A 15,161-nucleotide genomic window follows, 5' to 3' on the forward strand; every position below is an offset into this window, starting at 1 on the left:
AGGGCATCCTCTATACTGAGCGGATGATGAAACTGTCCCGGGATGCTGCGGGGCCGTGTTTGGCCCCAGGCGGAAGCGTGGTTGCGGTAGGCGCGTTCGATGGCTTGCATCGCGGCCACCAAGCTCTGCTCAACGAAGTGCGCCAGCGTGCGCAGGTGCTTGGCTGCACGCCGATTGTGGTGAGCTTCGAGCCCTTGCCGCGCGCTTATTTCTCCAAGGAACCGGTGCCGCGGCTGTCCAGCGTGCGCGAAAAGCTGCTTGGTTTCGCTGCCGCCGGCATGGCGCACACATTACTGCTGCGTTTCAACCAGGCGTTGACGGCCATGTCCCCGCAGGATTTCGTGCAACGCGTGCTGATCGATCGGCTCAGCGTGCGCGAAGTATGGGTCGGTGCGGATTTTCGCTTCGGTCACAAGCGGGCTGGCGACGTGGCGATGCTGGAGCAGATCGGCAAGGAAAATGCCTTTGCCGCGCACACGATGCCGGCTGTATTGCTCGAGGGTGAGCGCGTCTCGGCCAGCCGGGTGCGTGCCTTGCTTGCCGCCGGCAACTTCGGTGCGGTGGAGCCTTTGCTGGGGCGTCCGTTCGTGATCGAGGGCAAGGTGGAATACGGCAACCAGCTTGGCCGTGAGCTCGGGTTTCCCACCGCCAACATCCATCTGCGTGATCGCGTAACGCCGGTCCACGGCGTTTTTGCTGTGCGTGTGGGTTTGGGCGAAGGGGAATGCAGCTGGCCTGGCGTCGCCAGCCTGGGAACCCGGCCCACGATCAATGAGGTGGCCGAACCGCTGCTGGAAGTGCACCTGTTTGACTTCGAAGGCAGCCTCTACGGGCAGCGCATGGCGGTGGAATTCGTGGCCAAGCTGCGCGACGAAATGAAATTCGATGGACTGGACACATTGACGGCACAAATGCGGCATGATGCGCGCTCGGCCCGGGAGATCCTTGGGATGAACCCGGTATTGATCGATGCGAACCAAGCCACATCATGAGCGCCAGCATGCGAGGCTTGCGTACTCCACTGGCCATCATGGCCGCGACGATCATTATGATTTGACGAGCACTCGCCGAAGCGCGTGCGCGTGGGGTGCTCAGAGCTTTTTTCATGGGTGGCATGATGTCCATAAGGCCCGCAGGTTGTGGCGTGCGGCACAGGGAAGACCGGCTATCTTTTCAAGCCACGCTGTGCAGCATGCAGGCCTTATGGACATCACCCTGCGGTCGGCTCTAACTGTCCGTATGCCTGCGGTCCATCGTCTCGACAGACAGCCAGTCTGCCTTCGCCGATGGCCCTGTGGCCTGCGAACAGTTAAGCCGGCACCCCAGAAAAACAGCTCTGAGCACCCACGCCGCGCGCGGCGGGCACAAGGCATGAGGCTTCGGTTCCCTTCCGGGCATCGAAGCGGAACCACCGTAAACACGGCACCCGAGCGATGACCCAGGACTACAAGAGCACCATCAACCTGCCGCAGACCACGTTCCCCATGCGCGGCGATTTGCCCAAGCGCGAGCCGGGCTGGCTGGCCGAATGGGAACGCGTCAACCGTTACGCACAGATCCAGGCCAGGACCGCTGGCCGACCGATGTTCGTGTTGCACGACGGTCCGCCGTACGCGAACGGTGCGATCCATCTGGGGCACGCGATCAACAAGATCCTCAAGGACGTGGTGGTGAAGTCCAAGCTGCTCGCCGGCTATCACGCACCTTATGTGCCCGGCTGGGATTGCCACGGCATGCCAATCGAGATCCAGATCGAAAAGCAGTTCGGCAAAAACCTGCCCACCAGCGAAGTGATGAGCAAGGCGCGCGCCTATGCGACTGAGCAGATCGAGAAGCAGAAGAAGGATTTCAAGCGCCTGGGCGTGCTGGGCGAATGGGATCGTCCTTACCTCACGATGGCACCGCAGAACGAAGCCAGCGAAATCCGTGCGCTCGCCGAACTGTTGCGCAAGGGCTACATCTATCGCGGCCTGAAGCCGGTCAACTGGTGCTTCGATTGCGGTTCCGCTTTGGCTGAAGCCGAAGTGGAGTATGAAGACAAAACCGACATCGCCATTGACGTCGGTTTTGCCTTTGATGATCCCGATGCTGTTGCCAAGGCGTTTGGCCTGGAAAAGCTGCCGAAGCCGAACGGCCAGATCGTGATCTGGACCACCACGCCATGGACCATTCCTGCCAACCAGGCGCTCAACCTGCATCCGGAATTTAGCTATAGCCTGGTCGATACGGCCAGAGGCGTGCTGATTCTCGCCACCGAGCGCGTGGAGGAATGCCTGAAGACCTATGGCCTGGAAGGGCGGGTTATCGCGTCAGTGGCCGGGCAGGCGTTGGCCGACCTCAAATTCCGCCATCCGCTGTATGCCGTCGATCCGGGTTATGCCCGCTTGTCACCCGTCTATTTTGGCGATTACGTGACGCTGGATACGGGTACTGGCATCGTGCACTCCGCGCCTGCTTATGGCGTGGAAGACTTCCAGTCGTGCAAGGCGCACGGCATGAAGGATGCCGAGATCCTCAATCCGGTGATGGGCAACGGCGTCTACGCATCCTGGTTGCCGCTGTTTGGCGGCATGTTCCTGTGGAAGGCCAATCCGAAGATCGTGGAGGCGCTGGAGCAGGCCGGTTCGCTGCTGCACCAGAACATGTACACGCATAGCTACATGCATTGCTGGCGGCACAAGACACCGATCATCTATCGCGCCACCTCGCAGTGGTTCGCAGGGATGGATATCGCCCCGAAAGACGGTGGCAAGACGCTGCGCGAAACCGCGCTGGATGGTGTGGAAGCCACGCAGTTTTTCCCCGCATGGGGCAAGCAGCGCCTGCATGGCATGATCGCCGATCGTCCCGACTGGACCCTGTCGCGGCAACGCCAGTGGGGTGTGCCGATGGCGTTCTTCGTCCATCGCGAAACCGGTGAGCTGCATCCGCGTACGCCGGAATTATTGGAGGAAGTCGCCAAGCGCGTCGAGCAGCAAGGTATCGAAGCGTGGCAAAGCCTCGAGCCTGCCGAACTGCTCGGTGCAGACGCCGAGCATTACGAAAAGAATCGCGACACGCTGGACGTGTGGTTCGATTCCGGCACGACGCATTGGCATGTGTTGCGTGGCTCGCACGCCGATGTGCTGCGTTTTCCCGCCGATCTTTATCTGGAAGGTTCGGACCAGCATCGTGGCTGGTTCCATTCGTCGTTGCTCACCGCCTCCATGCTCGACGGTAAGCCACCCTACAAGCAGTTGCTGACGCACGGCTTCAGCGTCGATGCGCAGGGCCGCAAGATGTCCAAGTCGCTGGGCAACGGCATCGAGCCGCAGGACATCATGGGTCGCCTGGGTGCGGACATTCTGCGTCTATGGGTGGCCTCGACCGACTATCGCTATGAGATGTCGCTCTCGGAGGAAATCCTCAAGCGTGTGTCGGATATGTACCGCCGCATCCGCAATACGGCGCGTTTCCTGCTCGGCAACCTGGACGGCTTCGATCCGGCCAAGCACCTTGTGCCGGTCGAGCAGAGCCTGTTGCTCGACCAGTGGGCGGTAAGCCAGACGTATGAATTGCAGCAAACGCTGGTTGCTGCCTACGAGCGTTACGATTTCCCCGAGATCGTGCAGCGCGTGCAGAATTTCTGCACCAATGAAATGGGTGCGCTGTATCTGGACATCACCAAGGACCGCCTATACACCATGCCGACCGAAAGCCTCGGCCGGCGTAGCGCGCAGAGTGCGATGTACCGCATTCTCGAAGCACTGGTGCGCTGGTTGGCGCCGATACTGTCGTTCACCGCGGAAGAAATCTGGCAGCATGTGCCGGGCGAGCGCAGCGAAAGCGTGTTGTTCGAAACCTGGTACGACGGTTTGGCGAATACGCAAGGATCGCCGGAACAGAGGCGTTATTGGGCTGACCTGCTGGCGATTCGCGATACTACCTCGCGCGTGCTGGAAGATATGCGCAAGGCCGAGAAAATCGGCGCTGCGCTGGAAGCCAATCTGGTGTTGCATGCTGATCCAGATATTGCCAAGCGTTACGCTGATGTGACGGATGAACTGCGCTTCTTCTTCATTACTTCCGACGTGAGCTTCGCGCCGTTACAGCCGCGGCCCGCGGATGCAACGCTGGTGCCGCTCGAAGGTGGCGAAGTGTATGTATCTGCCAGCGTAAGCGATGCCACCAAGTGCATCCGTTGCTGGCATCGTCGCGAGGATGTCGGCAGTCATCCGGATCATCCGGATATCTGCGGGCGCTGCGTGAGCAACGTGGAAGGGCCGGGCGAACATCGCCAATGGTTCTGATCTTGCCATAAACCCGTTCCTCCCCGACTGCAAGAGGGGAGGAGCACCGTTCTGCATGCTATGCGATCCTTGAGTACATCATGCATTCCAAACCCAACGCACTCTCCTGGCTGCTGGTTTCCGCACTGCTGATCATCCTCGATCAGCTCACCAAATGGTGGGCGATGACTGCATTGCAACCGCCTGGCTTGCCACATCCGGTGATTCCTGGCTTCCTCAATTGGACGTTGACGCTTAACCCGGGAGCCGCCTTCAGTTTTCTCGCGCAAAGTAGCGGCTGGCAGCGCTGGTTCTTCGTTGTGCTTGCGGTGGTGATCAGTGTGGCGCTGATTATCTGGCTGGCGCGGACAGCAAGGCGTGAATGGCGCACGGCGTTGCCCTTGTCGTTGGTGATCGGTGGTGCACTCGGTAATTTGATCGATCGCTTGCACGCCTCGCAGGTCACCGATTTCATCCAGGTCTATTACCGGGATTGGTATTACCCCACTTTCAACGTGGCCGATTGCGGCATTACCGTTGGTGCGGTTTGCTTGGTTTTGTTTGGCCTGCGCGCGGGTTCAGACAAGCCGAGCTGATCGCGATTCGACTTTCCGATCGCCCTTTTTCATATCGGAGCCAAGCCTGCTTGGCCCGTGGCGGAAGCACTGAGCTGCGGACAGGAGTGTCCAGAAAGCAGATTTTCACCTCTATCTCCAGCATGCATCCGACGGTGATGGCATAGCGGATAGATGCTGGTTGCGTGAAGCGCCTAGGGTTTGAAGCGCGCACGCCGGGGCGAAAATGGACACAAATGGCCTGATTCGCTTTTCTGTTGTGGGCCGCATTCAACGGGTGCTGACCGGATGAAGGCCGCAGCTTGGGCTATTTGGTCAAGCCGGGCCATTTATCAATAGCTTGCTAAACAGCAGTTTGTACCGCTTTTCTGAGCTTTTCCGAGTTTTTTCACAAAGGTATAAGCGTGCCGGTCGCCGAAAGGCGCACGTTTATACGCCATGGCCCAATTCTTGCGATACCACTCCTGTGAGGCAGGAGGGTTTGGGGACGCCAGGAGTAACGCGACTTCTCCAACCTGTTTTTTTCTTCCGTTAGGCGCATAGAGCGACGCTGACGATGGGCAGGTGTGTGCGAAAAAAAGTCCGGTTCGTGGCGTGTGCTGCGGCAAAGCGCGCGACGCTTACGCTTTGTCTTGCATTTGCACTGTACGGAAGCGCTGAGGCGGCCGCGGCACAAGCGACGCCGGATCGCCAAGCGCTGCTGAGCAGAGCCCGTTCCGAGCACGATGCGGGACATCGTATGCAGGCGCTGGCCTATTGCCAGGACGTGCTGGCGCGTTGGCCTGACGATCGCGATGCCAAGAGACTTACCGTGCAGCTGCTTTCGGAACTTGGCGCCGCTGCCAGGGCGAAGGAACTGGCAGCGGCGCTTTCCCCTTCGGTCGACAAGGCCGAGCGTGCACGACTTGCCGCCGACTACGCATCGCACGAAGTGCGGTGGGTCAAGGGCCTGCCCGCAGACGCCTTGCATCCGTATGCAGAAGCCGACCGGGCAATCGATGATGTCCGGCGTTTGGTGGACGACCCGACGACGCCTGCAGCGATTCGTCAACGCGCGCAATTCGATTTGCTGGTGGCGCTGGATCAAGGTGATCGAGCTGGCGAAGTACTCGATGTGTATGCATCGATGAAGCAGCAGAGTGTCCAGTTTCCACCTTATGCTGAGCGAGCCGTGGCTGATGCACTGATGCAAAAGCATCGTCCAGACGAAGCAATCGTGCTGTATGAAGACAGCATTCGACGCGATCCCGGCCCGTATGCCGTCGGGGAGACGGACCCGCGTATCGGTCTGGCCTACGCTTATTTCGATGCTGGCCGAGTGCATGATGCATTCGTCACTATTGACGCCGTTGCTACTCGTGAGCCGCCTTGGCTGCATCTGAAAGATGTTCGAGGTGCCAAGCAGAATCCGCGAAAAGTAGATGCGGATACGACCACGGCCCAATTGCAGCAATACGCGGGAGAGGCACAAAAAGCCTATGCCAGTCTGGCGGGCATGAGCGCGGAAGCCCCGGGCAACGCAGATTTACGGCGGCAGTTGGCGATGGCCGAACTGGCGCGTGGCTGGCCACAGCGTGCAGCTGACACGCTGAAAATCGCCGATACGCTCGATGAGCACGACGCCAATGCGGCGCTCGACGAAGCCGATGCGCTACGTGCTATCTATGCCTACGCGGACGCACAGGCGCAACTCGATCTTGCGCAACAGCAAGCCGGACGCAGCGGTCGTGTGCAGGATGCGCTGGCGGCCTGGGACCGCGAGCGTGGCTGGCAATTCGATCTTTCGCACGATAATGGCTGGGGCAATAGCCCTGACTACGGTGACCGGGATCAGGAGACATTGGCGACGCTGGCCAGCCCGCTGATCGATGATCATTGGCGCATCTTGGCGTTGGCGCGTGCCTCGTCCGCAGCCTTGCCCGAAGGGCATGTAGCGAGAGATCGAGCGGGTCTCGGCGTGCAGGGTTATATGACCGGCTTCGAATTCTACGTGCAGGCCTTGCCCGCGGCAGATCGGTATGTCCGTAGGACGGATGTCGAGGCCGGTTTCAATTGGGCGATCAGCGATCAGTGGTCACTGGCTTCCGACTGGAGCAGTGCCGGTGCGGACATTCCTTTGCGTGCCCAGTATTACGGCATCACCGGAAAGACGTTCAGCACAGCCGTTCAATGGCGTGCCAACGAGCTTACGTCTGCACGACTGGCGGTTTATCGCGATCGCTTCAGTGACGGCAATGTACGCAAAGGTTGGCTTGGCGATTTTGTTCAGCGGTTGCACACCGGGCCCAACGTCAGTGTAGACGGCGGTATCGAAGTCGGTGGCTCGAGCAACAGCGAAACTGATCGGCCTTATTTCAATCCTTCACGGGATCGTTCCTACGCTTTGACCGGGAGCGTGCAGAACGTGCTCGATCAGTATGTCGATCGTACTTGGAGCCAGCGTTTCGACGTAGCCGTTGGGCAGTACGTCGAACGCGGCTATGCAAGCGGTTGGATGGCGAGCATGCGCTACGGACAAACCTTCCAGCCCCACGCCGGTTTGCGTTTTGGCTGGGGTGTGAGCTGGCATTGGCAACCTTATGACGGACGGCACGAATCGCGTGTCGCGCTCGACGTCACTTTGCATTGGGGAGAGTAGCGATGCGCTTTGTCCTCCTCGTTCTGTTCCTCTTTGTTCTCGTGGACCCCGTTTTCGCCGATCGTTTCGTACGGGTACGGCCCACGTTGACCGTGCTGACTTATCACGATGTGCGCGACGACGTCGGCCTGCTAGGTGATCACGACCCCGATGCAACCAGTACCGATCATTTGATCGCGCATTTCGACTGGCTGAAGGCCAATGGCTATCACGTCGTCAGCCTTGACGATGTCATCAAGGCGCGGCAGGGCATGAAGGTTTTGCCGTCGCACGCGGTGTTGCTGACTTTCGATGACGGCCTGGAAAGTTTTTACACCCGTGTCTATCCCTTGCTGCGTGCCTACGGCTATCCGGCGGTCTCTGCGCTAGTCGGCGCATGGATGGATATGCAGCCGGGCCAGACGATGCCCTACAACGGCAGCATCTGCACGCGTGCCTGTTTCCTGAGCTGGGATCAGGTGCGTGAGATGCAGCGGTCCGGATTGATTGCGTTCGCGTCGCATACATGGGACCTGCATGAAGGCATCCCGGCCAATCCGCAGGGTAACCAGCTACCTGCCGCGGTGAATCTCTGGTACGACGCGCATGCGGGGCGCTATGAAAGCGAAGCGGCTTACACGGCGCGTTTGCGCCAGGATCTTCGCCACAGCGCCGACGAGATCGAGCATGAGACAGGCCATCGCCCACGCGCGATCGTCTGGCCTTATGGTGCTTATAACGAACTGGCTGTGCGGATGGCAGCGAGCGAGGGCATGACGGTGTCCTTCAGCTTGGATGACGTCGTGCCCATGTCGCCGGATGACCACACCATTCCGCGTTTACTCGTCAGCGGCAACGTCGACGCCAATCGGCTTGGCTGGCTGATCGGCCATCCGCCACAGGTCGATCCAGTGCGAGCGGTGCAAGTGGATCTCGATTACGTCTACGATCCGGACCCGGCGCAGCAGGAACGCAATCTTTCGCGCTTGCTCGATCGCATCAAGCGCATGCATCCCAGCCAGGTCTGGTTGCAGGCGTATGCGGATCCCAACGGCACCGGCGTGGCAGAAGCCGTGTATTTTCCGAATCGCCACTTGCCGATGCGTGCCGATCTGTTCTCACGTGTTGCGTGGCAGCTGCGCACACGTGCAGGTGTACGGGTTTATGCGTGGATGCCGGTGCTCGCCTTCCGCTTCCCGGATGCTGCGGATCTTCCCTCCTTGGGCGGTGAACTCGAACCTGGCGGCGATCCCTATCGGCTCGCGCCGTGGGATCCGAAAGTGCGTCGCTGGATCGGCGACATGTACGAAGATCTGGCGATGCATGCAGACGAGGCAGGCTTGCTGTTCTCGGACGACGCCTTCATGCGCGACACAGACCATCTGGGACCGTGGGCGGATAAGACACCCGCGCAGCGGACGGCGGCACTGATCGATTTCACGCAGGAGCTCACCGCACGCGTGCGTCGCTGGAGGCCGAACGTAAAAACGGCAAGGAATATCTACGCGCGGACCATTCTCCAGCCCCAATCCGAGGCATGGTTCGCGCAGAACCTCCCTGCATTCCTCGCTGCCTACAACATGACGGCTGTCATGGCGATGCCGCAGCTCGACAAGGCGCCTGATCGCGCCAATTGGTATCGCATGCTCGTGGCGCGAGTGGCGGCGGCGGCGCCTGATGCCCTGGATGGAACCTTGTTCGAACTGGCTGCGCGTGATTGGCGCAGCGACCAACCCATGCCGGATGTACAGCTCGACGCGCGGGTCCGCCTGCTGCAAGTCAATGGCGTGCGCCATTTTGGTTACTACCCCGACGACTTCATTCGAAATCAGCCGCGCCTGGAGAAGATACGTCCCGCGATTTCCACTTCCGATTATCCCTATCCGGAGCAATAACGATGGACGGCCAGACACTCCATGCGTTGCTTCAATTCGCTTTCTTCTATCCGCTGGCGATGTCGCTGATGTGGATGAGCGGGGGCTTGATCTATTTCCTGCGCTGGGAGCGCAAGACGCCTTCCCGGATAAAGCCGCCGGCATTGGCATCGTACCCACTGGTGTCCTTGATTGTGCCCTGTCACAACGAGGGCGAGAATGTGCGCGAAACCATTGCGCAGCTGGCCGGGCAGAGCTATCCGCAGTTTGAAATCATCGCGGTGAATGACGGTTCGACTGACGATACTGGCGAACAGCTTGATCAGCTGATGAAGGAATACCCCGAACTGCGGGTGTTGCATTTCGCCAGCAACCAGGGCAAGGCCATGGGCTTGCGCGCCGCGGCACTCGCTTCGAAAGCAGATTACTTGGTCTGTGTGGACGGCGACGCCTTGCTCGATCCTTATGCCACGCATTGGCTGATGGCGCACTTGCTGGCGAGTCCGCGAGTTGGCGCTGTTACCGGCAATCCACGTATCCGCAATCGCTCCACCTTGCTGGGCAAACTGCAGGTGGGGGAGTTTTCGTCCATCATCGGGCTGATTAAGCGCGCCCAGCGGGTATACGGGCGCATCTTCACGGTTTCCGGAGTGATTGCCGCGTTCCGTAAGGTAGCGCTGCACGATGTCGGCTACTGGAATACCGACATGGTCACCGAAGATATCGACGTAAGTTGGCGTTTGCAGATGCGCCATTGGGAAATTCGTTACGAACCGAATGCATTGTGCTGGATTCTTATGCCAGAGACGCTGCATGGTTTGTGGAAGCAACGGTTGCGCTGGGCGCAGGGCGGATCGGAAGTGTTGCTGCGCTATGGGCCACGGTTGTTTCACTGGCGGCAGCGGCGCATGTGGATCGTGGCACTTGAATACCTGGTCAGTCTGGCCTGGTCCTTTGATATGGCCGTCATTGTGCTGCTGTGGACGGCCGGGCAGGTGATGGCGTTGCCGCCTTCGCTATCGGTGCCTACCTTGTTCCCCGAATGGAATGGCGTGGTGCTAGGCATCGTGTGCATGCTGCAGTTTCTTGTCAGTCTGCTTATCGATCGCCGGTATGAGGCGCGCATCGGTCGCAATTATTACTGGATGATCTGGTACCCGTTGATTTACTGGACGCTTACCACGGCGACATCCATTGTCGCGTTGCCCAAGGCGATCCTTAAGCGCAAAGGCGTACCTGCAGTATGGACGAGCCCTGATCGAGGTGTGCGATGAAAGCGCAATTCATTATTGACCATCCCGAGCGGCAACGGCCTTTGCAGCGTACCGTGTATGCACTTATCACAATGGTCGCGTGGACTTTGTGGATATCGCTATGGCTGCCGGTGTTGACGCTGATTGCGTGGTCATTGGGTCTGGAAGACGCTTATCGGCAGCTAGGACTGGTGCACCCGCTGCATGCGGCGGGCGACCTCAGTATGGTGCTGGTGGTGGCGCTGGCGTGCGCGCTATCGATAGGTTCCTGGTCCCAATACAACCGCATGCGTTTTGCCGGCAAGCAACGCCGCCGTGGCAACCGGCATCTTGATGTTGCAGAGATGGCGCCGGCGCTGGCGACATCGGTGGAAACGGCGCGGGAATTGAGGGCGGCCCGGCGTTCGGTAGTTCATTTCACAGCCGACAGACAGATGTTTTTGCGTTCCGATGCGTAGACGGCCATCGGTGTATGGTCGCCGTCCTTAATCCGGGTCATCAGCATCCTCGTCGTTGGTAGCCGTCAGGCGCAACATCAGCGAAGCGGCTTGCAATTCCTGATTCTGTTGCCGGTGGTGCTGCCAGTGTTCACACCGTCCCACTTGGCGAGCTTTCTCGAGAGGACGCACCTGCGTCCTCCGCCGGATGAAGTGGCTGGTATCGGTGCGCCATTGACGCAACTCTTTTCGGACGAACTGGGGTGGCGCGAGCTGGAGAAGAAGGTGGCGGCGGTCTACCGGTCGCTGCCGGATGCCGATCGGCAACGGGCTGCCATCTTTGGCTCCAATGACGGCGAAGCGGCTGCAATAGATATCTATGGCCGCGAGGACGGTCTGCCCGCTGCCATCAGCGGGCAGAATCAGTATTTCCTATGGGGGTCGCGTGGGCACGATGGCAGCGTGGTCATTCATATCGGCGGCAATCCTGATCGCTGGCGCCGGATTTGCAGCAGCGTGGACGTACTGGATCGCTTCGGCGTGCCTTATGCCATGCCCTACGAGCGTGATCAGCCGATTTTTATCTGTCGTGGCATGCACAGAAATCTTTCTCAGATTTGGGGCCATTTCAAGTGGTATCTGTAAGAAAGCGTTCTTAAGCAACGTCTGGATCTGTTTGCTCGACACGATTCCTGCCGTTGCGTTTGGCTTCATACAAGGCCCGATCGGCGGCGGCGATCAGTTCGTTTGGCGTCACGTTGTTTGCTGGGATGCTGCTCGCAACGCCAATGCTTATGGTGACGTGACCGGAAGGGCCGGCCTCATGCTCCATCTTGATACTTCGCACTGCTTCGCATAGGCGAACGGCCATATCCCTGGCGTTCTCTAGGCGCGTATCGGGAAGGATGAGCGCAAATTCCTCGCCGCCGTAGCGCGCCAACGTGTCTGTCGGGCGTTGTGCGGCCTGCTGTAACGCTGCCGCTACGCGTTGAAGGCAGACATCTCCGGCAAGATGTCCATATCGATCGTTGTACTGCTTGAAGAAATCCACATCGATCAGGAGTAGGGAAATAGAGTGCTGCGCGCGCAAAGCCAGGCGCTATTCCCGTTCCAGCGCCTCTTCGAAAGCCCTTCGATTCGCTACGCTGGTCAGACTGTCGCGCATGGCGAGTTTGGCCAGAGCAACGCGGTCGCTGCGCAGTTCATCTTCGGTTTCGATCTGATGAACCTGGCTCAGAATGCTTCGCAGACCGTAGCCAAACACGGCGACGACGACACCGGCGACACCGAGAGCAAACTGATGGCGAAGCAGGAGCAGGGCGATGAACAGAACGGCCAGCGCAAGCAATAAGGGGCTACCGCTGCGAACAAAACGTACCAGGCTAATATGGGGAGATGGCGGATCAGCAGTCTTTGACGATGCGTGCGAGACCAGCGCCGCAAACATCAGAAATGGCACGTCGATAATGATGTCGTAAGCACTGCCTACATCGATTCCAAGATCCAGCGCGACATGATGGTTGTAGTACGCGGCAGTTCCCGCATACACGCATGTGAATGCGGCCATGCTGCCGAAGAGGCGCCGTCGCTCCAGCGTATCGGCGGCAAAGAACCGAATGCTTGTCGTGATGGCGAGAAAGGCATTCTCGGCGTCGAACATGACGGAGATCATCTGCGCCGAGTGGGGATTGGTAGCGCCACGCAGCGTCGTCAGGGAAAACATCAACGCGTAGTAAAGGTAGCCTAACGAGGCCACCAATACGGCGTCGATGGCGCGCAGCACGCGGGTTTCATTGACGTCGATCGTCGCAACGGCATAGAAGATCGGTATGCCGTAAAGCATGTACAACAGCATGCTTTCGCCGGGCACTTGATTGTTGTTGCTGAGGAAGATGTCTTCCCGCAGGCTGCTGATCATGCCGAGCGTCCATAGCAGCATGCTCAGGGCCAACAGGCTCCATCCGTTCGAAGGTGCTGCGTTCGTCAGCCAAACCTGCCTTGAGGCGGCGCCGCATGCGAGTAGAGGCGCGGCGACGAGAAATGCATACGAGACTGCCATGGCATGTGCCGGAACGGACAGGACAAGCGCCATATGCAATAGCATGAACCCGATCGCCAGCAGCATCACCATGACATCTGCAGCCCCCGATAGCGGTGTCACCCACATGCACAACTTAACCCAAAATGCCTAGGGCCACGTACGACAGGCATGAACAGAAGCAAGTCTGGAAGGGGGCACGAAAAAGGCCCCCGAAGGGGCCTTTTGAACGGGCTTGAACCTGCTTGAGCTGCCGCAATGGGAGCGAATCGAGACTTTGCAGGAACAGCCTACATTTTGGTACGGTGATAGGAATCGATAAGCTAGTAACTATGCGGCTTTTGAGGCGTCATTTAAAAAAGTACCAACAAAAGTACCATCATTCGAAGCCAGCTTGGCTGTGATCCACGCTTCAACTTCCGCAGCCGACCACGCCACGGTGCTGCCAGAGGGCGTTAGCTGGCGAGGGCGTGGGAAGTGACCAGATCGGCTCCATCGATAAAGCGTGGCCTTGGATACCCTGACTAGGGCTAATACGTCCGGCAGGCGGAGCAGGGCGCATACATTCGACTGTACTGGTGTGTGCATCATTTTGAGAGTTCCTTCAAGCGTAGGGGGCGTGTCTGCGCGATGGTGTCGGGCATAGCGCGGCGAGAGTAACGACGGGTACGGGGGAGATCAGCCGAAAGCTGGCTGTCTCATGCCCCCTCAGAAATCTGCGGCGAACATTTCGGGGATGTCAGTTCGCACCTTTGGTGCCCGGTGTGTTGCGGCAGAATGACCGCTTGGGTGCAGGAATGGATTCGGTGGTTACTGTTCCAATGGAACACCTGAGACGAAACAGATGGTGGCTACACAAAGCCATTTCCCTGCTAGATCAGAAGTCGTGCGCCTCAGCGGTTTCTTCAGCGAAATCTCGCGCATCTTGATTCGCCACTTCAAATTTCCTCTCGGTCTCCAAGATCGCCATCGCAAGCCTCACAGCCTCTTGGGACGATGCTTTGTCAATCAGTGCGCCGATCTTTCTCGCCAACTTCTCGGCTTCGTGCTGCATTAGTTGTTCGGTTGTCATGAGTTCCTCTATGTCCCGCCAGCCTGCGCCCGCGTCGCGGATATATCGCCAGCGTGGAAAGTTTGTACCGAGATCGAGAGCGTCGGAATGCCAATCCTTTGGATTCACCATTGGCAACTTGTGGAGCATCCGGTGAATCGTGGCAACGCCAATACCGAAACGACCGGCAACTATGCGTGTGGATTCGCCCTTCGGTAATGCCATGCTGCCTCGTTGGGTAATAGCGGCAAGGTACTGCCATGCAGCTTCCCTCTTCTGCTCGGGGTGCATCTCTAGCGCCCTGCCAAAGCAATTGACCAATTTGGACACCAATACTGCCCTTTGGTGATCCATCGGCAACACCCGGACCGGAATGTTCTCCCGCTTTGCCAGCTGGTACGCCTTGAGCCGGTGGTGGCCATCGACAAGCAATAGTTGCCCGTCAATCTCCGCCACCAACAATGGCTCCAGTTGGATACCGCTGGAAGCGTTTAGGGCCAGCAGCAGCCCTCCGATGTGTTCCTTACTTCGATTTTCTACTCGGTCCTTCTCCTTGTATGGCACCACGCGAGACTCACGTGGCTGAAGGACGTTGTCTGTCTTCAGATCGGTCAACGCCATGTTGCGGACCTGGGCAGTCTGAAGGCGTTGGAGGGTCTGCTCGATGGTCATCCGGCTTCTCGCGCCTCGGGGTGCGTATGGATGAGATACTTCAATACCTCTGCGTTGCTGGTGTCGCGCCGGATGCGGCCTTCCAACTTCCGGTGGAAGCTCTTGAGTAGGTCAAAGGTGGGTACGTCGAATGCAATCGTGCGGATGTTTAAAGGCTCGCACAGCATGATGGCGGCGACGAGGTGCGCAGGGTCAAGATCGATCATTGCGTCTGATGGTCACTGTGGGTGGGTGAATGTGCCCAAATAGCGGGCACGGTGAAGTCCCGGGAGGCGGTTGGCATCCTGGTGGCTTGATTTCTTCTGAGCTTCGCGTTTTACGCGACTAGGTCCGGGCTGGGGTGGGCTCTACTCCAAAGGTCAATAGCCGGTCGCAG

General features: G+C 58.9%; 13 protein-coding genes. 8 read left to right on the forward strand and 5 right to left on the reverse strand.

Features of this window, described 5'->3' with window-relative positions:
* Nucleotides 1–23: 23 nt before the first annotated feature.
* The 8 genes from AC4HNJ_RS01870 (at nt 24) to AC4HNJ_RS01905 (ending at nt 11,669) form a co-directional block, all read left to right on the forward strand.
* Entirely contained in the window at nt 24–992 is a 969-nt protein-coding gene (locus AC4HNJ_RS01870) for a bifunctional riboflavin kinase/FAD synthetase (RefSeq protein WP_490477820.1), read from the forward strand.
* Nucleotides 993–1,433: 441 nt separating this feature from the next.
* Nucleotides 1,434–4,289: an isoleucine--tRNA ligase gene (ileS, locus tag AC4HNJ_RS01875; protein WP_490477821.1), complete on the forward strand. Its 2,856-nt coding sequence runs from the start codon at nt 1,434–1,436 to the stop codon at nt 4,287–4,289.
* 80 nt (nt 4,290–4,369) lie between these two features.
* On the forward strand, nt 4,370–4,864 hold the full coding sequence (gene lspA, locus AC4HNJ_RS01880; protein WP_490477822.1) for a signal peptidase II: 495 nt from the start codon (nt 4,370–4,372) through the stop codon (nt 4,862–4,864).
* Nucleotides 4,865–5,411: 547 nt separating this feature from the next.
* On the forward strand, nt 5,412–7,481 hold the full coding sequence (gene pgaA / locus AC4HNJ_RS01885; RefSeq protein ID WP_490477823.1) for a poly-beta-1,6 N-acetyl-D-glucosamine export porin PgaA: 2,070 nt from the start codon (nt 5,412–5,414) through the stop codon (nt 7,479–7,481).
* A gap of 2 nt (nt 7,482–7,483) precedes the next feature.
* Complete coding sequence (pgaB, locus tag AC4HNJ_RS01890; RefSeq protein WP_490477824.1) at nt 7,484–9,355, forward strand: poly-beta-1,6-N-acetyl-D-glucosamine N-deacetylase PgaB; 1,872 nt, start codon at nt 7,484–7,486, stop codon at nt 9,353–9,355.
* Nucleotides 9,356–9,357: 2 nt separating this feature from the next.
* A complete protein-coding gene (pgaC, locus tag AC4HNJ_RS01895) occupies nt 9,358–10,608 on the forward strand; it encodes a poly-beta-1,6-N-acetyl-D-glucosamine synthase (protein ID WP_490477825.1) in 1,251 nt (416 codons plus the stop codon).
* Entirely contained in the window at nt 10,605–11,045 is a 441-nt protein-coding gene (gene pgaD, locus AC4HNJ_RS01900) for a poly-beta-1,6-N-acetyl-D-glucosamine biosynthesis protein PgaD (RefSeq protein ID WP_490477826.1), read from the forward strand. Before pgaC ends, pgaD begins: the two co-directional genes overlap by 4 nt.
* 90 nt (nt 11,046–11,135) lie before the next feature.
* Nucleotides 11,136–11,669 carry a thioredoxin domain-containing protein gene (locus AC4HNJ_RS01905; protein ID WP_490477827.1) on the forward strand — a complete coding sequence of 178 codons (534 nt, stop codon included), beginning with the start codon at nt 11,136–11,138 and terminating at the stop codon, nt 11,667–11,669.
* Between the two features lie 10 nt (nt 11,670–11,679).
* On the opposite strand, the gene AC4HNJ_RS01910 is transcribed toward AC4HNJ_RS01905, so the two are convergent.
* From AC4HNJ_RS01910 to AC4HNJ_RS01930, 5 genes are all read right to left on the reverse strand, one after another.
* Nucleotides 11,680–12,114, reverse strand: coding sequence for a diguanylate cyclase (locus tag AC4HNJ_RS01910; RefSeq protein WP_490477828.1), 435 nt, complete (start codon nt 12,112–12,114; stop codon nt 11,680–11,682).
* Between the two features lie 9 nt (nt 12,115–12,123).
* A complete protein-coding gene (locus tag AC4HNJ_RS01915; protein WP_490477829.1) occupies nt 12,124–13,191 on the reverse strand; it encodes a hypothetical protein in 1,068 nt (355 codons plus the stop codon).
* A gap of 201 nt (nt 13,192–13,392) precedes the next feature.
* On the reverse strand, nt 13,393–13,653 hold the full coding sequence (locus AC4HNJ_RS01920; RefSeq protein WP_490477830.1) for a helix-turn-helix transcriptional regulator: 261 nt from the start codon (nt 13,651–13,653) through the stop codon (nt 13,393–13,395).
* Nucleotides 13,654–13,939: 286 nt separating this feature from the next.
* Nucleotides 13,940–14,785: a ParB/RepB/Spo0J family partition protein gene (locus AC4HNJ_RS01925; protein ID WP_490477831.1), complete on the reverse strand. Its 846-nt coding sequence runs from the start codon at nt 14,783–14,785 to the stop codon at nt 13,940–13,942.
* On the reverse strand, nt 14,782–14,991 hold the full coding sequence (locus tag AC4HNJ_RS01930) for a hypothetical protein (RefSeq protein ID WP_490477832.1): 210 nt from the start codon (nt 14,989–14,991) through the stop codon (nt 14,782–14,784). The genes AC4HNJ_RS01925 and AC4HNJ_RS01930 overlap by 4 nt, the downstream gene beginning before the upstream one ends.
* Nucleotides 14,992–15,161 lie beyond the last annotated feature (170 nt).

Source organism: Dyella sp. SYSU CM1112, from assembly GCF_058216415.1.